This is a genomic window from Aeromonas sp. 603404 (assembly GCF_049171775.1).
GTDB classification, from domain to species: domain Bacteria; phylum Pseudomonadota; class Gammaproteobacteria; order Enterobacterales; family Aeromonadaceae; genus Aeromonas; species Aeromonas veronii_A.
Map to the genome: position 1 here is coordinate 38,423 of NZ_JAAKPE010000005.1, position 19,407 is coordinate 57,829.

General features: G+C 58.4%; 17 protein-coding genes. 9 read left to right on the plus strand and 8 right to left on the minus strand.

The features are described 5' to 3' along the window. Positions 1–193: 193 nt before the first annotated feature. Together alr and G5306_RS08925 are read left to right on the plus strand one after the other, a co-directional pair. Entirely contained in the window at positions 194–1,267 is a 1,074-nt protein-coding gene (gene alr / locus G5306_RS08920) for an alanine racemase (RefSeq protein WP_421312752.1), read from the plus strand. Next, positions 1,267–1,686: a secondary thiamine-phosphate synthase enzyme YjbQ gene (locus tag G5306_RS08925; RefSeq protein ID WP_042052785.1), complete on the plus strand. Its 420-nt coding sequence runs from the start codon at positions 1,267–1,269 to the stop codon at positions 1,684–1,686. The genes alr and G5306_RS08925 overlap by 1 nt, the downstream gene beginning before the upstream one ends. 119 nt (positions 1,687–1,805) lie before the next feature. On the opposite strand, the gene pepE is transcribed toward G5306_RS08925, so the two are convergent. The 5 genes from pepE to G5306_RS08950 form a co-directional block, all read right to left on the minus strand. Further along, a complete protein-coding gene (gene pepE, locus G5306_RS08930; protein ID WP_421208842.1) occupies positions 1,806–2,543 on the minus strand; it encodes a dipeptidase PepE in 738 nt (245 codons plus the stop codon). A 233-nt stretch (positions 2,544–2,776) separates the two neighbouring features. Then, complete coding sequence (locus G5306_RS08935; RefSeq protein WP_107683517.1) at positions 2,777–4,138, minus strand: endonuclease/exonuclease/phosphatase family protein; 1,362 nt, start codon at positions 4,136–4,138, stop codon at positions 2,777–2,779. Positions 4,139–4,368: 230 nt separating this feature from the next. After that, a complete protein-coding gene (locus G5306_RS08940) occupies positions 4,369–5,193 on the minus strand; it encodes a heme ABC transporter ATP-binding protein (protein ID WP_139408988.1) in 825 nt (274 codons plus the stop codon). A gap of 11 nt (positions 5,194–5,204) precedes the next feature. Next, complete coding sequence (locus G5306_RS08945; protein ID WP_005335261.1) at positions 5,205–6,236, minus strand: FecCD family ABC transporter permease; 1,032 nt, start codon at positions 6,234–6,236, stop codon at positions 5,205–5,207. Beyond that, a complete protein-coding gene (locus tag G5306_RS08950; RefSeq protein WP_139408990.1) occupies positions 6,233–7,084 on the minus strand; it encodes a heme/hemin ABC transporter substrate-binding protein in 852 nt (283 codons plus the stop codon). Before G5306_RS08950 ends, G5306_RS08945 begins: the two co-directional genes overlap by 4 nt. A gap of 170 nt (positions 7,085–7,254) precedes the next feature. On the opposite strand from G5306_RS08950, the gene hutX reads away from it, so the two are divergent. Next, positions 7,255–7,767: a heme utilization cystosolic carrier protein HutX gene (hutX, locus tag G5306_RS08955; RefSeq protein ID WP_005362516.1), complete on the plus strand. Its 513-nt coding sequence runs from the start codon at positions 7,255–7,257 to the stop codon at positions 7,765–7,767. Further along, positions 7,764–8,321, plus strand: coding sequence for a heme utilization protein HutZ (gene hutZ, locus G5306_RS08960; RefSeq protein ID WP_005335257.1), 558 nt, complete (start codon positions 7,764–7,766; stop codon positions 8,319–8,321). Before hutX ends, hutZ begins: the two co-directional genes overlap by 4 nt. 86 nt (positions 8,322–8,407) lie before the next feature. Here hutZ and G5306_RS08965 read toward each other — a convergent pair whose 3' ends face one another. From G5306_RS08965 to G5306_RS08975, 3 genes are read right to left on the minus strand one after another with little or no spacing between them, the layout of a single operon-like run. Beyond that, positions 8,408–8,791 (minus strand): hypothetical protein, encoded by a 384-nt coding sequence (locus G5306_RS08965; RefSeq protein ID WP_005335256.1) that lies wholly within the window; start codon positions 8,789–8,791, stop codon positions 8,408–8,410. Positions 8,792–8,828: 37 nt separating this feature from the next. After that, positions 8,829–9,383 carry a cysteine hydrolase family protein gene (locus tag G5306_RS08970; RefSeq protein ID WP_064340768.1) on the minus strand — a complete coding sequence of 185 codons (555 nt, stop codon included), beginning with the start codon at positions 9,381–9,383 and terminating at the stop codon, positions 8,829–8,831. 25 nt (positions 9,384–9,408) lie between these two features. After that, positions 9,409–10,380, minus strand: a complete 972-nt coding sequence (locus G5306_RS08975) for a ChaN family lipoprotein (protein WP_421312753.1) — start codon at positions 10,378–10,380, stop codon at positions 9,409–9,411. Positions 10,381–10,572: 192 nt separating this feature from the next. Between G5306_RS08975 and G5306_RS08980 the strand changes: the two genes are divergently transcribed. The 5 genes from G5306_RS08980 (at position 10,573) to G5306_RS09000 (ending at position 19,406) form a co-directional block, all read left to right on the plus strand. Then, positions 10,573–12,678 carry a TonB-dependent hemoglobin/transferrin/lactoferrin family receptor gene (locus G5306_RS08980; protein ID WP_421312754.1) on the plus strand — a complete coding sequence of 702 codons (2,106 nt, stop codon included), beginning with the start codon at positions 10,573–10,575 and terminating at the stop codon, positions 12,676–12,678. Positions 12,679–12,984: 306 nt separating this feature from the next. Continuing rightward, positions 12,985–13,695 carry a LuxR family transcriptional regulator gene (locus tag G5306_RS08985; protein WP_421312755.1) on the plus strand — a complete coding sequence of 237 codons (711 nt, stop codon included), beginning with the start codon at positions 12,985–12,987 and terminating at the stop codon, positions 13,693–13,695. Positions 13,696–13,924: 229 nt separating this feature from the next. Beyond that, positions 13,925–14,443 carry a type VI secretion system effector Hcp1 gene (gene hcp1, locus G5306_RS08990; RefSeq protein ID WP_010634242.1) on the plus strand — a complete coding sequence of 173 codons (519 nt, stop codon included), beginning with the start codon at positions 13,925–13,927 and terminating at the stop codon, positions 14,441–14,443. Between the two features lie 364 nt (positions 14,444–14,807). Beyond that, positions 14,808–16,889, plus strand: coding sequence for a type VI secretion system tip protein TssI/VgrG (gene tssI, locus G5306_RS08995; protein ID WP_421312756.1), 2,082 nt, complete (start codon positions 14,808–14,810; stop codon positions 16,887–16,889). A gap of 9 nt (positions 16,890–16,898) precedes the next feature. Next, positions 16,899–19,406, plus strand: coding sequence for a pesticin C-terminus-like muramidase (locus G5306_RS09000; protein WP_421312757.1), 2,508 nt, complete (start codon positions 16,899–16,901; stop codon positions 19,404–19,406). Position 19,407 lies beyond the last annotated feature (1 nt).

The window sequence follows — 19,407 nt, forward strand, 5'->3', positions numbered from 1 at the left end:
ACAATCATGGCAATCCTGTGGTCAGGATTGCCACCACCGCTCTGACCCGCTTGCCATTCACTGCAAGGCAGCCCGTCAGAGCCTGTTTTCCCGGTTCGACAATTATGCCGGTCCGGCCTTCGACGACGATAAGTGAGTGGCGGTCTTCTGCCCGATGAGGGGGAGACCATTTGTGCCCTCGTAAGGGAAAACCATGAAAGCGGCTACTGCCCAAATCAACACTGCGGCCTTGCGCCACAACCTCGCCGTGGTCAAGCGCCACGCTCCCGCTTGCAAGATCATAGCTGTGGTCAAGGCCAACGCCTATGGCCATGGACTGCTGCCGGTCGCCCGCACCCTGGTGGATGCGGATGCCTACGCGGTGGCCCGCATCGAAGAGGCGCTGATGCTGCGCTCCTGCGCCGTGGTCAAGCCCATCGTGCTGCTGGAGGGCTTCTTCTCCGCCGATGATCTGCCGGTGCTGGCGGCCAACAACCTGCAGACGGCGGTTCACACCTGGGAGCAGCTCGAAGCGCTGGAGCTGGTCGAGCTGCCAGCGCCCGTGGTGGCCTGGCTCAAGCTCGACACCGGCATGCACCGCCTCGGGGTGCGTGCCGACGAGATGCCCGCCTTTATCGAACGACTCGGCAAGTGCAAGAACGTGGTGCAGCCGTTCAACATCATGACTCACTTCAGCCGATCCGATGAGCTGGAGCAGCCCACTACCCGCGAGCAGATTGACCTCTTCAGCCGTCTCACGGCACCGCTGGCGGGCGAGCGTGCCATGGCCAACTCGGCGGGCATTCTGGCCTGGCCGGACTCCCACTGCGACTGGGTGCGCCCCGGCGTCATCCTCTATGGCGTGTCGCCCTTCCCCAACACGGTGGCGGCCGATTACGACCTGCAGCCGGTGATGACCTTGAAGACCCAGCTGATTGCGGTGCGGGATCACAAGGCGGGCGAGCCGGTGGGCTATGGCGCCAACTGGGTGTCAGATCGCGATACTCGCCTTGGCGTGATCGCCATCGGCTACGGTGACGGCTATCCACGCATGGCCCCCAACGGCACTTCCGTGCTGGTCAACGGCCGCATCGTGCCGCTGGTGGGGCGTGTCTCCATGGATATGAGCACGGTCGATCTGGGGCCGGGCGCAACCGACAAGGCCGGTGACGAGGCGGTGCTATGGGGCGAGGGGCTGCCGGTAGAGCGGGTGGCCGACGAGATTGGCACCATCCCCTACGAGCTCATCACCAAACTCACCTCCCGCGTCTTTATGGAGTACGTCTGATGTGGCAGCAGTGCCTGCTGACTCTTAAGCCCCGTTCGCGGGGCTTTCATCTGGTGACGGACGAGCTGGTGGCCAAGCTGCCGATGCTGGCGGATTACCGGATTGGCATGGCGCACCTGCTGCTGCAACACACCTCCGCCTCGCTCACCCTCAACGAGAATTGCGATCCGAGTGTGCGCAGCGATATGGAGGCCCATCTGCATCGGCTGGCGCCGGAAGATGCCCCTTACTATCGCCACACCTATGAGGGGCCGGATGACATGCCCGCCCACATCAAATCCTCCCTGCTCGGGGTGAGCCTGCAACTGCCGATCCGCGATGGTCAGTTGGCGCTCGGCACCTGGCAGGGGATCTGGCTTGGCGAGCATCGCATCGATGGCGGTGCCCGCAAGGTGTTGGTGACCCTGCAGGGTGAGTAATCAGGCTGCAACCAGCCGAAAGATGACGATAAAAAGAGGGATGGCATTGAGCCATCCCTCTTTTGTTTTAACGGTTTCGCGAGCTATCCGCCTGCCGGTGGCGCGGTGCTCTGCGTGGCTCAGCCGACCTTGAAGGGGGTCAGTTCGGCCAGCGGGGCGGCGTCCATAAAGGCTTGCGGCTCCTGACCCTGTTTGAAGATCTTGAAGTCCTGCTCACGGGCGCTCCAGTACTCCAGACGCTCGCTGCCGTTTGCTCCGGTGATTTGCAGCAGGCTCGCTTCGCGCAGAGCCACCACATATTCGCTCGGGTTGATGGCGCAGAATTCGGCCAGACGCTCGTCGCGGGTCTCGCCCATGTGGCCGCTGATGCTGGCGTCCAGATAGTGCGGGTTGATCTGCAGCGGGAACAGGCCCAGCGCGGGCAGCACGGCGGCGCTGCAAACCGGCATATCGTTGGTGGTGCGGATGCTTGGGGTCGCCACGTTGCAACCGGCGCTCCAGCCCACATAGGGGACACCCCGCTCGCGCACGGCACGCTGGATCGGCACGATCAGGCTGTTTTCATGCAGCATCTGGTTGAGGCGCCAGGTGTTACCGCCGCTGATAAAGATGGCGTCCGCCTGATTGATGGCATCGACCGGGTCATCGAAGTGGTGGATGCTGATGGCATCGACTCCCAGACTCTCCTGCAGCTCGTTGGCGCGGGCATCCCAGTCGCTGCGGATCACCGCGTAGGGGATGAGCAGAATGCGCTTGACCTGTTTGCGAGCCAGCAGGCTCTGAACCCGATCGCGGGCCCAGCCGAGCAGACCCGGAAATTCGTTGGCTTTACCGTTGCTAAGCAGAAGCAGTTCCATCAAATCGTTCCTCAAAAAGTGAAAGCGGAGGAGGGAGGGCCACCGGATCCGCCGTGCGGCCGGATGGCAAGAGGAGGCATGCTACCACCATTGGCGCGGCGGTTCTGTGATCGCGAGGCCCATTCAACTGTTATGGATGGGGGATGCCATGCCAAGCGGTGGATTAATGAGCCGTGGTCAACGCGCCACCCCTCGCCAATAAAAGACCCCGCCGCAGCGGGGTCATGGCAGGGTTAGTCGAGTTTGAGATCGACCCACACCATGCGGTGATCCGAACTGACTCCCTTGGCGATGCCGAGTTTCGCATCATAGACCAGGTGATAACCGGCCTCGAAGCTGGCAGGCCAGTAGACACCGCTCTTCACCGCGTTGAGGTTGGCGGAGGGGATGACGTGATCCAGCTGCAGCACGCTGGAGTTGGTGATGCGTTCCGGGTTGGGGCGAGTGAGGTTTCGTTTGCAGTCGGCCCCTTTGCTGACACACTCCGGGCCCCCTTCGCTGACCGGGATCAGGGTGCCATTGGTGATGGCCTGATTCATCAGCGGGTTGTTTAGCAGATCCTGAATGGCGGTCAGGTCACCGTCACCGGTGAGCGGATCGGCGTTGAGATCGCCGGCGATGACAAACTTGGCGTTTTTGGCCAGCCCACCCTTGGTGCCCTTGTCATCGGTCATGTAGTTGAGACCCTTGACGTAGTCGTTCCAGAAGGCGATCTCGGCGCGGTTGTGCTTGACGGTGTGACGCGCTGCGTTGGCAAAGATTGGCGGGGTCGGGTGGGAGATCAGGAAGTGAATCACCTCTTCACCCTTCTCGGTCTTGATGCGTACCGGCACATCGGCGTGGTTCTTGGAGGAGAGCGGGTACTGCTGCCAAGCTGCGTCTGAATACCAGGCATCACCACACTGGCGGCTGGCAGGGATCTTGACCTTGGGATTGTTGCAGTCATCGATGATGGGGTTCTGCTCGCCCGGCATATCCTTCCACTTGAAGTTCTGGAAGGTGCGGATCTGCTTGGTGTCGATGGGGTATTTGGACATCACCGCAAAGGCATACTGGCCGTGGTAGTTGCCAAAGCCCCAGGCGTCGTCGGGGCCGCTGTTGACCTTGCCATCCAGATTGAGGTCATAACCGCTCATCAGGCCGGTGTTGGTGGCGAAATTCTGCATCACCGGATAGCTGATGGCCGTCACCTCTGCGTGCTGGGCGTGGGCCAGATAGTTGTCGTTGAAGGCTTTCAGATCGGCAGTGCTCTCGCCTTTGCCGTCGTTGTCGAACTCGTTGAGCAGGAACACATCCGGGCGGGTGCGCTGGATGATCTCCGCCACGTTGCGGATCTGCTGCACGTTCTTGGCTTTGGTTTCCGTGGCGCCGCTCAGGCTCCCTTCGGCGAGGCGGGCCAGCAGGGCATCCTGCTCGGTGCGGGTCAAGGCCAGCTCACCGGTCAGCATACCGGCTGCAGTGCGGTCAAAAGAGAGGTTGAAGGTGGCAAAACGAACCATGGGATCAGCTGCCTTTGAGTCGTTGTCGCTGTTGCAGCCAGCCAGCATCCCGAGGGAGATGGCGGCAGCCAGTAGGGTCTTGTTGATATTCTTCATTGTAATTATTCCGTAGCATCAATGAGTTATGCCTTCTATGAGGCGGCGCCATTATAAGTAGACGGCGATGCTGTGGGGATTTTGCCTGAGTAAAGTGTGAGGATATTCACACCACATATCTGGCGATGATGAATGTTAGCAGGGCGATATGGGGTGTGAAAAACCGGTTTATACGCTGCAGTTTCCGGGATGAATGGCGCACTTCCTGCCGTTACCGCACTCTGAATTTGTCACACCACCATCGGCAGGCCGCTCTCGGGGTGGTGGATCACCTGGGCCGGATAGTCATAGAGACGGGCAATCAGCTCGGGGGTCAGCACCTCGGCAGGTGTGCCATCGGCCATCAGTTTGCCCCGCTCCAGCATCACCAGCCGATCGGCATAGCGCGCCGCCAGATTAAGATCGTGCAGGACCACCAGCACCGCAGTATTGCGGCTGGCCAGGGCGCGCGCCATGGCCAGCAGCTGATGCTGGTATTTCAGATCCAGCGCCGAGGTGGGCTCGTCGAGCAGCAGCAAGCGAGGTTGCTCGGCCTGCTCGGTCGGGGAGGGGGCCTGCCAGATCTGCGCCAGCACCCGGGCAAACTGCACCCGCTGCCGCTCGCCGCCGGAGAGCCCGGGATAGAGCCGCTTGGCCAGATGCTCGACTCCGGCATGGGTCATGGCCGCCGCCACTATCTCGCCACGCCGCGCCGCCGGTTCACTGTGGGGCAAGCGCCCCATGGCGACCACTTCCTCGCAGAGAAAGGGGAAGTTGAGGGAGGAGCTTTGCGGCAATACCCCGAGCCGGTGGGCCAGCTGGCTGCTGTCCCACCCTTGGCGATCCGCGCCAAACAGGGTGATGGAACCCTCATATTCCAGCTCGCCGGTCAGGCACTTGAGCAGCGAGCTCTTGCCCGCCCCGTTGGGGCCGAGCAGCGCGGTGAGGGTGCCGCTCTCGAGGTCGAGATTGAGCCCATCCAGGATCTGGCGCTGGCCACGGCGCAGGCTCAGGCGGGTGCAGCTCAACAGGGGGGAGGAGAGTGAGGATGAGAGTGCGGATGAGAGTGGTTGCATAACAGTCCGTATCACAGGGCGCGGCGCCCTTTTACCAGCAGCCAGATGAAGAAGGGGGCACCGAGCAGGGCGGTGATGATGCCTACCGGCAACTCGGCCGGGGCCAGCAGGGTGCGTGCCAGCATATCGGCCGCCAGCAGCAGGGCGGCGCCAAGCAGGGCCGAGAGCGGCAGCAACCTGACATGGTTGGGGCCCGCCAGCAGGCGTACCAGATGGGGCACTACCAGCCCGACGAAGCCGATCATTCCCGATACCGCCACCGCCACCCCGACGCCCGCGGCGGTGAGCAGAATGAGGCGACGTTTGAGGGATTGCACATTGACCCCAAGATGACGGGCCTCCCCTTCACCCAGCAGCAGGGCGTTGAGGGGATTGGCATCGCGCATAAAGAGCCACAGCAGGGCCGCCAGGGTGAGCAGGGCCAGCGCCACATCGGCCGGTTTGCCTGCTGCCAGCGTCCCCATCTGCCACAGGCTCAGGTTGCGCAGCATCTGATCGTCCGCCAGATAGGTGAGCAGGCCGATCACCGCGCCGGAGAGCGCCGTGATGGCGACCCCGGCCAGCAGCATGACAGTGACCGAGGTGCCCCCCTCACGGGTGCCGAGCAGATAGACCAGAGTGGTGGTGAGCGCGCCGCCGAGAAAGGCGAGCAGCGGCAGCAGACCAACCCCTATGGTGGCTTGCAGCTGCTGGCCGAGGGGGGCCAGCAGCACGATGGCGAGCGCCGCGCCGAGCGCCGCACCGCCGGAGACACCTATGATGCCGGGGTCAGCCAGGGGGTTGCGAAACAGCCCCTGCATCACTGCGCCACATAGCCCGAGGATCCCCCCCACTGCGATGCAGAGCAGGGTACGTGGCAGGCGAATTTCCTGCACGATCAGCAGCTTGTGCGACTCTATCCCGCTCTCCTGTCCGGCAAACAGCGCCCGCAGACTCTCGCCCAGGGTGAGGGTCATGGGGCCGGTTGCCAGCGAACCGAGCAGCAACAGCGCCAGTGCGGCCGTGGTGAAGGCCAGCAGCCAGGAGAGGGGTAACCGCATCATGACCCCTGCTTGATCCACTGAGCGATCTGGTTCGCCTGTTGCAGGGAGTTGAGGCTCAGGCCCCCTTGCAGGGCGTGGCCGTCGATGGCGTGAATGGCGTTACGCTTGCCAGCCGGGGTGGCGGCCAGGGCGGGCACTTCTGCCAGCACCTTGGCCGGATCGGCATACTGCTGCCAGTCACGACCGCTGACCAGCACCAGATCGGGCTGCATCTCGATGAGGGATTCGGCGGATACCGGCTTGTAGTTGCGTAATTCGGCGACCGGATTGATGCCGCCTGCCAGCGAGATCAGCGCGCTGGCGGTGGTGTCCCCCCCGGCGATGCTGGTGGGTTGCCCCTTGTGCAGCAGCAGGAAGGCGACCTTGAGCGGTTTGTTCTGTTTGGCTTGCGCCGCCAGCTGATCGGTCTGGGCCTGGATCTCTGCCTTCAGGCGATCGCCAGTGGCTTTGTCGCCCAGCAGGCTGGAGAGGGTGTCGATACGCTGGTTGAGGTTGGCGAGGGTCGGCGCGGTATCCAGCACTTCCACCTTGACCCCGGCACGACGCAGCTGATCCAGGGTCGGGGCCGGGCCCATCTCGTCGCTGCCCACCAGTCGGGTGGGGGAGAGGCTCAGGATCCCTTCGGCGGCCAGCGCCCGGTGATAACCCACCTTGGGCAACCCTTTTGGCAAGGGGCTGCTGACATCGGTGGCGATCAGGCTCGATTCACCGCCAAGGGCCAGAATGAGTTCTGTGGTGGCGGGGCCGATACTGACGATACGCTCTTTCTGTCCGTCGGTGGCAACGGCAGAGAAGGGGGACAGTGAACTGCAGAGCAGGGTGATGGCGAGGGCAAGACGACGGCCCATGCTAACCTCCGAAGGGGTGAATGAAACGGGTGTGCCGCCGAGAATATCAAGGCTTTGGAAAAAATGCACTGATAATGATAGCAATTATCAATTGCATTGATTCCGGTGCTTTATTAGAGTAGCCGCCATGATAAACAGCGGGACAACATGGTCCCGCAGAGGGAGAAAACATGAGCATTGCACAACGCATTCACGCGCTGCTGGAGCAGGATCCCGGCGCTCATCCGTCCACCCTGGCGGCCCAGCTTGCCATCAGCGAATGGGAGGTGGTTCGCCATCTGCCCGCCGAGCTGGTGACCCTGTTGCCCGCCGATCGCGCACAAGGTCTGCTGGAAGATCTGGCCGACTGGGGCCCGGTGACCACCATCGTCGAATCAGAAGGTTCCATCTTCGAGGTAAAAGCCCCCTTCCCGAAAGGCAAGGACGCACGCGGTTACTACAACCTGATGGGCCGGGACGGTGAGCTGCATGGTCATCTCAAGCTCGACAACGTGGCGGGGATTGCGCTGGTCAGCAAGCTGTTCATGGGCAAGGAGGGGCACTCCTTCCAGTTCTTCGGTCACTCCGGCCGCTGCATTTTCAAGGTCTATCTGGGTCGCGACGAGAAACGTCAGCTGCTGGCCGATCAGGTCACCCGTTTTATGGCGCTGCGCCACAACTCTCAAGAGGAAGTCAAAGCATGAGTGAACGTCAGGAGCGTCTGCAGAACCGCCTGCAACCGGAGATCCGCGAGTTTCGCGACAGCTGCCGCACCCTGCAGCTCGCCACCGTCGATGGCGAAGGCAATCCCAACGCCAGCTATGCCCCGTTCGTGCTGCAGGAAGATGGCTACTATGTGCTGATCTCCGAGATCGCCCGCCACGCCCGCAACTTGCAACAGGTGCCGCGGGTATCCCTGATGCTGATCGAGGATGAGAGCGGTGCCCGCGAGCTGTTTGCCCGCAAGCGCTTGACCTTCGATGCGGTGGCTGAAGTGGTTGCCCGTGACGACGCCCGCTGGAGCAAGGCGGTCGCTGCGCTGGAGGGGCGTTTTGGCGAGATCATCAAGGGTCTCTCCAACCTCAAGGATTTCAAACTGTTCCGCCTCAAGCCGGAGCAGGGGCTGTTCGTCAAGGGCTTCGGTCAGGCGTTCGCGGTCTCCGGTGACGAGCTGGTGGATTTCGTCCATCTGGTGGAGGGGCACAAGCGCATCGACAACGGTGCCGAGCTCACCAGCCCGGCCGATGCGCCGGTCTGACGATCCCTGTCGACCACGACAGCCGTCATAACAAAACGGGCAGCCAATTGGCTGCCCGTTTTTATTGGGTCATCTTATCCGCCAGTTCAATCCTGCCAGCTGGCCTTGTTGGGAAAAGCGCGACGATCGGCGTCGGTGGCCGTTTCGTTGCACTCCCCCCGCACCTTCCAGGAGGTCTGGCTCAGTACGATGTAGCCCTGGCGGCAATACTGCTTGGTCGCCAGGGTCTCGGTCAGCAGGTTCTCCTGCAACGCCTCCCGCTGCTCCAGCAGCCGCTGGCTCTGGGCTGCCGATAGGCCGCGCGGCAAGGTGTCGTTGGGCGCGGCTTCAAAGGTGAAGCGCTTGCTCCCCTCCTCGTTGATGTGGGTCAGAAACAGGGGTTCCGGCCCGTCATACTTCTGTCCGGGCAAGCTGGAGCAGGCCGACAGCAGGGGAACAATCAACAACAGGGTGGCAGACAACAGGCGCACGACAGACTCCAGTGAGAAACGAGGCGAGGCTCGCAGATTAGCACGGCTGCAGGGCGGGTGTTACTGCCAGCAGCTCGTCGGTGGTGAGCAGGGTCACATTGCGCCCCTCCGGCAGGCTGAGGTGGCGCCACATCCAGTGATGGTGCTCGGTGATCTGGGCCGCGCTCAGGTGGGGGCGATCGGCGGTGGTGTGACCATCGCTCAATACCAGCACCTCGTACCCATGGGAGGCGGCACTGCGCACCGTGGTGTCGACGCAAAAATCGGTGGCGCAGCCACAGAGGATCAGTCGATCGACCGGCTGCTCGGCCAGCAGGAAGGCAAGCTCGGTATCGAGAAAGCTGTCACAGGCCGTTTTGCGCACCCGGCTCTCTCCCTTGGCCGGTTGCAGCGCACTGTGCAACTGCCAACCCGGGGTGCCCGGTTCCAGTTCGGTACCGGGGGGCGAGTCATGCTGGATATAGATGACCCGTCCCTGTTGCTGCCTGACATGGGCCGCAGCCCGATTGATATTGGCCAGCACCTGCTCCTGGCGGTAACGGGGCTCGTTGAACAAGCCTTGCTGCACATCGATGATCAGTAACACATCCATATTTTACCCGCCGTTTCCTGGAAGATTAGGGTTGCAGCCACTGGCTGCAGTCACGACTGCGGGATTGATGCAGCGCGCCCATATCTTGCTTCATCTCGTCACTGTTTTGCCAGCGCTTAGGCAGCGGCATGATGGTTACCTGCACATCGGCTGCGGGATCTGCAACAGAGGTCTCATCTGTACGGGGGACGACCAGCGCTACCTTGAGGGCCGGATTGCGGCTGGCGATGCGACTGGCGAGCCCAAGCCCCCCCTCGACGTGGAAATTGCCGGCGATATGCATGATCTGCTGGCCCGGGTGCTTGGCGAGATAATCCACCATGCTCTCGGCCATGGTGTCATCCCAGCTGGTCTGGGCTGCGAAGCGGCGGGCGTTGCTGTCGGCATCGCCGTGGTGCATGGAGGCCATAAATTTCTGGCGATAGGGGTCATCCCCCAGCGTCAGCTGGCGGGCCAGCTGGCTGCGACGTGTGGCTGGCAGTTTGTCGAGCCACTCAGCCCCCTCCTGACCGACACAGCTCACCAGCGGCTTGGGGGCGTTGGCGGCGATCACCGGCATCCGGTGAGCCTTGGCAAACTCTACCAGCGGGCGGTAGTCGCTCGGATAGTTGGGCCAGGCGTTGCCTTCGCGGATCAAGGCCGCTTCACCAATCTGATTCGTCAGATAGGCATCCAGCGTCTTCTGATCGGCGCGGCTGAACTGCTCCATGGAGAGGGCCAATGGCCGACCGTGCTGCTGACCTGCGGTGTAGAGCCCGCTCAGCAGGCGCGATTGCAACAGATGCACGGCAGGATGGCTGTGCAGCTCGCCCACCAGAATGATGTCGGCGTCGGCAATGCGCGCGATTGCTTGCTCCAGCGTCAGGTCTGCATCTCCCTCGCTACTTAGCCGGTAGTCATAGAGCGTCTGCAACTGTGATGACACGTTTGGCTGGGTTGGGGTGGCACAGGCTGCCAGTAGCAGCGGCAGGGCGAGCAGGGGAAGTCGTCTAATCATGGGATCTCACGGCTGATATGCCCGGATGCCGGTGCATCTCGGGGGCTAATAGAGAATAAGGGCAACACAGGGCGACAGTGTAAAACCAATTTGGCTCAAAACAAATGAGAATGATTTCGTTTCTTGTTGATCTTTGTCGAGAGCCGGGTAATATGCGGCCTGTTTGATAACAGTTCTCAATAAGGATTCGCTGTGACCCATCATAACGCACTCTCTCTGGTTGCCCTCGCCGTGGCGGCCGGTCTCTCCTCCCAGGTCTTTGCTGCCACCCAGAAGGCGGATGAAGTCGTGGTCGTCAGCGGCTCACGGATGGAGCAAAAACTGGAAGATGTCTCCGGCCCCATCTCGGTGATCACCGCCAAGCAGATTGAAGAGCAGGTCGTCACCAACGTCGCCGACCTGTTCCGCTACGAACCCGGTGTGACCGTGCTCGGCGGTCAGGGGGATGCGCAGACCTTCATCATCCGCGGCATGGGTGAAAACCGGGTCAAGGTGGTGCGCGACGGTGTGCGCCAGAACGATGCTTACAGCAAGGGCGGTGTTGGCCAGAGCTACTTCGATACCGACATGATCAAGCAGGTAGAAGTGGCAAAGGGGCCGGCGTCTGCCGCCTACGGCTCCGATGCGCTGGGTGGCGTGATTGCCATCACCACCAAGGATGCCAGCGACTTCCTCAAGGGCAAGGATAGTTATCTGGATGTGACCAGCGGTTACGCCTCCAGCAGCCACCAGAAGATGGCGGGCTTTACCGGCGCCCTGCGCACTGGTGAAGTGGAGAACCTGCTGCGCTACACCTGGCGCGATGGCGGTGTGACCCAGAATTTCGACTCCACCAAAAACGACTTCGATATCGGTACCCACGCCCTGCTGCTCAAGAGCAAGTGGAACCTCTCCGATGAGCAGTTCCTCAAGCTGACCGTTGACTACCTGACCGATGGCGAGGAGCCGGATGCGGTCAAGCTCAACAAGGTCGGTACCGGCACTGCCCGTGTCTTTGATCAGCCCATCACCGACAAGCAGACCGACAACCTCTCTGTGGTGCTGGATCACGGCATCGCGCTAAATCAAGGTTGGGCCGATCGGATGGATAGCAAGGTTTACTTCGCCCGCACCAAGCAGACGCTGGATCAGTACGCCTCATCCAAGTATCCGGTCAGCCCCGGCAACCCCTATGTGACCAAAAACTCGCTGGATCACAACGTGTTCGATCAGAAGAACATCGGCGCCCAGCTGCAGTTCCACAAGGCGGTCGCCAACCACCGCCTGGCCTGGGGGGCTGAATACGAGCACACCGACAACGAACGTACCCGTTACAAGGGGCCGACGACTCCCGGTGATTTTGTCGGCTACAACGAGCTGAGTTTCCCGGCTACCACCAGCGAGCGCAGCGCCCTGTGGGCCTTTGACGAGATCAAGTTTGGCGAGCGCTGGGTGCTGACCCCGGGTGCCCGTTATGACTACTACCGGATGACCCCGGACAACGATCCGGCCTACACAGGCGACAAGCTGCACAAGTTCTCCGAAGGGGAGTTGTCACCCAAGCTGGGTCTGGTGTTCAAGGCCCACGAGGCGGCCAACCTGTTCGCCCAGTATAGCCACGGTTTCAAGGCCCCCATGTATGACAGTGCCTTCTCCACTCTGAACCATCAGGCGTACGGCTATCGCATCGAGCCCAACCCGAACCTCAATCCGGAGAGCAGCGACGGCATCGATCTCGGCGTGCGTGGCAGCAGCAACGGCTTCAGCTATGAAGTAGCCAGCTTCTACAACAAGTTTGAAGACTTCATCGAGATGGTGGAAGTGGGCAAAGAGGGGCGCACCGCCGTCTACCAGTACCAGAACCTGAGCAAGGCGACCACCAAAGGGGTCGAAGCCAAGGCGGATTACTGGCTCAACGACATCGTCAATGTATGGGGCAACCTCGCCTACATCGAAGGCAAGGATGGGGATGGCAACTACATCAACAGCCTGAGCCCGCTCAACGGCTCCGTCGGTGTGCGTCTGGAACAGTCCCAATGGAACTTCAACACCGCGCTGCGCTTTGCTGACGACATGGACAAAGTCCGTAAAGACAGCAAAGGCAACGATTACGTGAAGAGCGCCGGTTGGGGTGTGGTAGATATATACGCCCAGTTCAACCCGATGACCGACCTGCAGCTCAACGTCGGTGTCTTCAACCTGTTTGACAAGGAGTACACCAGCTACGAGCGCATCGCCGGTCGTGCCGAGGGCTCCGATAACAGCATGATGACCGAACCGGGCCGCAACCTGAGTGCACGGGTCAAATACGTATTCTAAAAAGACAACACACGCAGTGATCTCGGGCTGTTGCCCGCACCGGATCCCCGCCCTGACAGGCGGGGATTTTTTATACATGTAGCCAGGTGTGAGGTGACCCGCTCACACCATGTTATTCATTGGCTTCGCCTTTTTCTTTGTGTTGGCGAGATATTATGCTATTTGATTTATTGTTAATGACATTTAGTAATTCTTTACAACGGGTGTGCCTAGCTTTTGACTTCGACATCGAACTTTTTCCTCGACACCGCCGACGCTCTTGAGCTGATTACCCGCTTCAATGAGGCCTCTGACGAGCAGACCATAGTGGCCCTGCTGCGTACCCTTAGCCAGCAGATGGGTTTTGACCACTTCCGGCTGGGATTCATCTTTCCCAGTTCGATTCAGCGACCTGACGTGAGGATTTTCAACGGCTGTCCTGCCGAATGGGTACAGACCTATGACAAAAAGCGTTTCTTTACGGTAGATCCCGTTGTACGCAAAGGGATGATCCAGAGTACCCCTATCCTCTGGGCCAACCTGATCACCGAGTGTTGCGATCAACAAGATATGGCGGGGCTTGAGGTGATGTTGCAGGCCCATGAGATGGGATTGCGCGACGGGATCACGATTCCCTGGCACGGGCCGAATGGCCATGTTGGCTTGTTGTCATTGATCACACGCACTACACGAACTGAGCATCAGTGGCTGACGGCTGCTCCCTTTTTAAGCTGGCTGGCGGTGCATGTCTTCGAGGCTGTGGCCCGTGTTTGTCTTGCCGTGAAGCTTCCTCAGGAAGAACTGACCCTACGGGAGCTGGAGGTGTGCCAGTGGGCTGCCGAAGGCAAGCAAGTGAGTGATATTGCCCAGATCCTGGGGATCAAGCCCAGAACCGTCACTTTCCATCTTGAACGGATAGCGGAGAAGCTGGGGGCAAGCAGCAAAAATCAGGCGATATCATGGGCGCTGATGCAGGGTATTGTCAGACTGAACATTGACACGGCACAGATTGAAAATGTGGATGATGACAGTGCATGATGCTGTCTAACGCAAAAAATTGCTCATTACACAGATAAAATCACTTAAAATGACAGTTTTGCCAGTGAGTTTGATGATGTTGCGCAATTTATTGCATATGAAGGAATCGTGCGAGAATTGTCTTTTATTTAACTAATTGAAAAATAAGAATAAAAATAAGTGGCATGGTCGCTGCTAAAGGGTTGGTTGAGTGCTATCTCGTTTAACCAACTTATTTAGGAGCATACCCATGCCAACTCCATGTTATATCAGCATCGAAGGTAAAACCCAGGGCAATATCACCGCAGGTGCCTTCACCTCCGATTCCGTCGGCAACATCTTCGTACAAGGTCACGAAGACGAGATGCTGGTACAAGAGTTCCAGCACGTTGTGACTGTCCCGACTGACCCGCAATCCGGTCAGCCAGCTGGTCAGCGTGTCCACAAGCCGTTCAAGTTCACCGTTGCGCTGAACAAAGCCGTACCGCTGATGTACAACGCACTGGCTTCCGGCGAAATGCTGCCAAAAGTGACCCTGAAGTGGTACCGCACCTCCGTTGAGGGCAAGCAGGAGCACTTCTTCTCTACCGTGCTGACCGATGCCACCATCGTTGACATCGACTGCCAGATGCCGCACTGCCAGGACCCGGCGAAGTCTGACTTCACCCAGCTTATCCAGGTCTCCATGGCTTACCGCAAGATTGACTGGGAGCACACTGTTGCCGGTACTTCCGGTGCGGACGACTGGCGCGCCCCCATCGAGGCGTAAGCCTTGCTTCGGTACTTTGGTATTCCTTGTAAGTAGTAATGTGTCTTTGAGCCGGTTGTTCAACCGGCTTCTTGTACTGTGCATTTTCTCCAGCCTGGCCAACGGGTTGGCTGGAGCTTTTCTGTTTTGCCATCCCCCCTGCCGAGGTTTGGTGCCCTGCCGGTGAGTGCGGAGGGATGGCAAAGCACTAAAGGGTGTCCTGTGATGCAGACCCGAACCGCTCGTAACCTGTTAACCCCTTTATCTTTGGTGGCCCTTGCGGCACCGGGGAGGGCGGTAGCGTGGCTGTGCGGTGAGGGATTGTATGGGCGCGAGAGTTGGCAAGGGCTCAGGCACAGCTTGGCCGTGACAAGAGGGGAAAGCCATGGCTAATCAAACCGGATTGCAATTTACCGTCAAGGTGGGGGCGCTGCCCGAGAGCACCTTCGTGGTGGCCAGTTTCCAGTTGGATGAGGGGCTGAACCGGCCGTTCAACCTGCAGCTGGAGTTGGCCAGCAACCAGCCTGATGTCGACTTTGGCGCCGTACTGGACCAGCCGTGCGAGCTGATGGTGTGGTACAACGGCGAGCTGCAACGCCGGGTCTGCGGTGTAGTGAGCGAGTTTGCCCAAGGGGATAGCGGCTTTCGCCGCACCCGTTACAGCCTGCAAGTCAAACCTGCGCTGTGGCGATTGGGTCTTCGCCAGAATTCCCGCATCTTCCAGGCGCAAAAGCCCGATGAAATCCTCAGTATCCTGCTGCAAGAACATGGCATCACCGACTACGCCTTTGCCCTGAAAAACGAGCACGCCCAGCGGGAATACTGCGTGCAGTACCGCGAGACCGACCTCGATTTCGTTAACCGCCTCGCTGCTGAAGAGGGCTTGTTCTACTTCCACGAGTTTGAAGCAGGCAAGCACCGCATCGTCTTTGCTGACGATGCGGCAGCCCTGACTGCCGGCCCCGAGCTCTTCTTCAACCTCGGCAACCGTTCGCTGGAACAAGGGCCCTATGTGCGCCAGTTCCACTACCGCGAGGCGGTGCGCCCCTCGGATGTGGAGCTGAAAGACTACAGCTTCAAGACGCCGGCCTATGGCCTCTCCCACAAAAAGCAGGGAGCAGAGCTTGAGCATCAACGGGATACTTATCAGCACTTCGACTACCCGGGCCGCTACAAGCAGGACCCGAGCGGCAAGGCGTTTGCCCAGCACCGGCTCGATGCGCTGCGCAATGACGCGGTAGCAGGCAGCGGCAAATCCAACAGCGCCGCGTTGCTGCCGGGCCAGCACTTCTCACTCACCGAACACCCCAATGGCAGCCTTAACACCGACTGGCAAATCGTCCATATTTGCCACACCGGTGAGCAACCGCAGGCGCTGGAGGAAGAGGGCGGCAGTGGCCCGACCGTCTACCACAACGAATTTGGCGTAGTGAAGGCGAGCACCACCTGGCGCGCCCGTATCGGCAGCCCCGAGGCACCCCATAAGCCGATGGTGGATGGCCCGCAAATCGCCATGGTGGTGGGCCCTGAAGGGGAAGAGATTTACTGCGACGAACATGGCCGGGTCAAACTGCAATTCCCGTGGGACCGCTACGGCAGCTCCAACGACCAGAGCTCCTGCTGGGTGCGAGTGAGCCAAGGCTGGGCCGGTGGTCAATATGGCATGATGGCCATCCCGCGTATCGGCCACGAGGTCATTGTTAGCTTCCTAGAGGGCGACCCCGACCAGCCCATCGTGACGGGGCGCACCTACCACGCCACCAACCGGCCGCCGTATGAGCTGCCTGCCAACAAGACTCGCACCGTGCTGCGCACCGAAACTCACAAGGGCGAGGGCTTTAACGAGCTGCGCTTTGAAGACCAGGCGGGACAGGAAGAGATTTATATCCACGGTCAGAAAGACCTGAACGTGCTGATTGAAAACGATGCGGCGTGGCATATCAAGCATGACGAGCATCGGGATATCGACTTTGATCGGGTGACACGTATCAGAAAGGTGCCGGGCAAGGATGGCGATCCGCCCAGCCTCGGTAATGACCACCTGACAGTTGAAGGCGAGAAACGCGACCACATCAAGGCGGACTATTCACTGACCGTCGATACCTCCCTGCACCAGAAGCTGGGGCAGGCGCTGCTGGTGGAAGCGGGTGAAGAGGTGCATATCAAGGTGGGTGACAAGTTGGTGCTGGAGGCGGGCTCAGAGATCACCCTCAAGGGGGGTGGCAGCTTTGTCAAAGTTGACCCGAGCGGCATCAAGCTGGTCGGCCCCGCCATCAAACTCAATGCCGGAGGCAGCCCGGGAGCTGGCTCTGGCTGGGCTGGTCAGGCTCCCGTTATTCCCAAAGGGGTTGAGGTGGTCAAAGCTCCAGAACTGGTTGAACTGGTCAAGGCCATTCCTACCGAGAAGGCGATGGAGGCGCTCTTGAAAGAAGAGAAGCCCGCTGCGTTCTACCTCTTTTCTGAATAAGGAGAAAGCATGAAGTTTGCATTTCCCATCCTCACTGCCAAAGGTGAAGAATTCAAGGATGTCAAAGCGCTGACTGCACTTATTAATGGCGAAAAATCCGGTCATTATCTCCTTGGCAATCACAACAAATGGCACGGTGGTATTCATATCAGCGACCAGAGCGCCCCCTGGTGCAAGGATAAATATCCTGTCCGAGCCATTGCTGACGGCAAAGTCGTGGCTTTTCGGATGATGAAGGATTATCTGACCTCTGAATTTCAGGGGGAGTCACTGCGTTATTCCAACTGCTTCTGCCTGGTCCAACACGAATATTGTGAAATCAATGCAGAAACAAAAGCTAAAAACGAGTTCACCTTTTATTCGCTCTATATGCACCTGTTGCCTTGGGATAAGTACCAAAGTACCGAGAGGCTGGTGTTGAAAAAGGGTTGGAATGCTCGCAATTCTGTCCCCCATAGGAATCCCAATGCAGAGCAGCAGCGTGCCGATGCTGCCTTGCCCCGTTTCACTTTGCCTAAGGATACCGAACTGGAGATGGATAGCAGCATTCCCCCCAAAAAGGGGAGTGTTGGGGGCAAGGAGTATGATTTCATCAAGGTAAAGATCAAGAGCAAGCTGTCCAATGCCCAGATAAAAGAGGCTGAAAAGGTGGGGGTATTAGTCAGTGAAGGGAGTTCAGTCTGGATCGCCAATAGCCCGGATGCCGTGACCTTTATCAAGCCCAATGTGCCAACCTGGCTATTCGATCAGATAGATGCAGAGCTATTGAAGGATATGGCTGGGCGTGCAGATCCTGTCTTGGATGATAAAAGTGGTCGCTTGATGGCTGGCAGTGGCAATGTCTCACTGCCAGCTGGCACCAAGTTGCAGTATGATGCCCACCAACTCGAATTCCATTGGATTGGTGATAAAGCGCGCAAGATGGCCAGATGCAAATATGTCATGCCGAGTGGGAGTGACGCTCAGGGGAATTGTGGTCTCGCCTGGGTGTGCGTTGAAGATGAATTTATCAAAGCTAAAAGGCTTCCCCCTTCCCATCTCGACGAGCTATATGTGCTGCCATCTCCCGTGGTAATTGCTGCGGGTGAAACCATAGGCTATCTCGGCTTGGTGGAAACACCGGGGTCCCTGATTGGGGGCAAACAGAGCAAGCATCAGGTTCATCTTGAGGTGTTTACTCAAGATCCCCGTCTGGATGATGTTCTGGCCAACAAGGCGGGAACGCAAGGTGGTGCAATCTATGCCAAAGTGCCTGCCGATTTGATCCTCCATGAGAAGAAGAGTGAGGCAGGCAAATCCAAGTGGGTGGCAACCAAGGATAAAAGCAAGGAAGCGCTGGTTGAAGCACCCAAGCTGGAAAAGGATGCTGCCAAGCAGGAGTGGATTTGTGTCTCATCAGATAAATATGTCAAGAAAGAGCAAGTTGAGTTATTGAGTCAGCATGACTGGTTGAAGATCGGTTTTAAAAAGATCGATGGTAGTGGCTCCGACGGTTATCTGGATCCCGATGCGCCGCCTTCCCTTTTTACTGATTTGGTGAAAAGCTTTGATAAGAATAAGGATGGCAAGCTGAGCAGCGGCGAAATTCATGCTGCTTTGAGCAATCCGAAAAACAGTGAGCAGTTGCACAAGCTCATTGTCAAACATCTCAGCGAGTGGTATGAAAAGTCTTCAGCCAGCAGTTATCAATGGCTGGATAAGCTTATGACCAAGATTGGCCTGCCAAACTTTGATTTACTGGTTGATCATGAAAAGCAGCGTATCGATAAGCTGGAGTGGATGCAGAGTGCGACCAAGTTAAAGCTGGATAAAGAGGTTTGGCATTTTTCACCAATAGGAATAATGGCATTAATAACAGAGCAGCTCCCAAGCAGAGATACAATCGATTTTAATACCACTCTTGGGATTTATAGAATTTCTAAAAAATCTGCGGAATTTATATTGTCTTGGGAAGCATACATGCCCAAACCATATGTCCCCAAAGGAGATCAGTCAAGTGGCGTTACTATTGGGTATGGGTACGATTTAGGACAACAAGAAATCTCATCAGCACGGACTATGTTGAGTGATTATTATACGGCGACACAGGTGGAGCGTTTGTTAACCGCAATTGGCAAAAAAGGGGATAATGCAAGAGCTATTGTTCATGAATTATCTGACATTTCGATTGATAAAGAACGAGCACTAGATATGGCAATGCGTTTAAAGGAACGATACTGTCAAGTTGTTGTCAACACTTACCCACAAGCTATTAACCTACCTCCAGATAGTGCTGGTGCCATATTGTCATTGGTTTATAACAGAGGTCCATCATTAAAAAAACCGAAAATAGGGGATCCAATAGATAGTCGTCGTGAAATGAGAGAAATAGGCGATGATTTTTCTAAAGGGAATATTAAAAACATACCTGCCAGACTAAGGAGTATGAAAAGGCTATGGGCTAACCAGCGGGGCCTAAGAGACCGCCGTGAAGGTGAAGCTAAATTTATTGAAGAAGAATTGGCTGGGGGAGAATGAT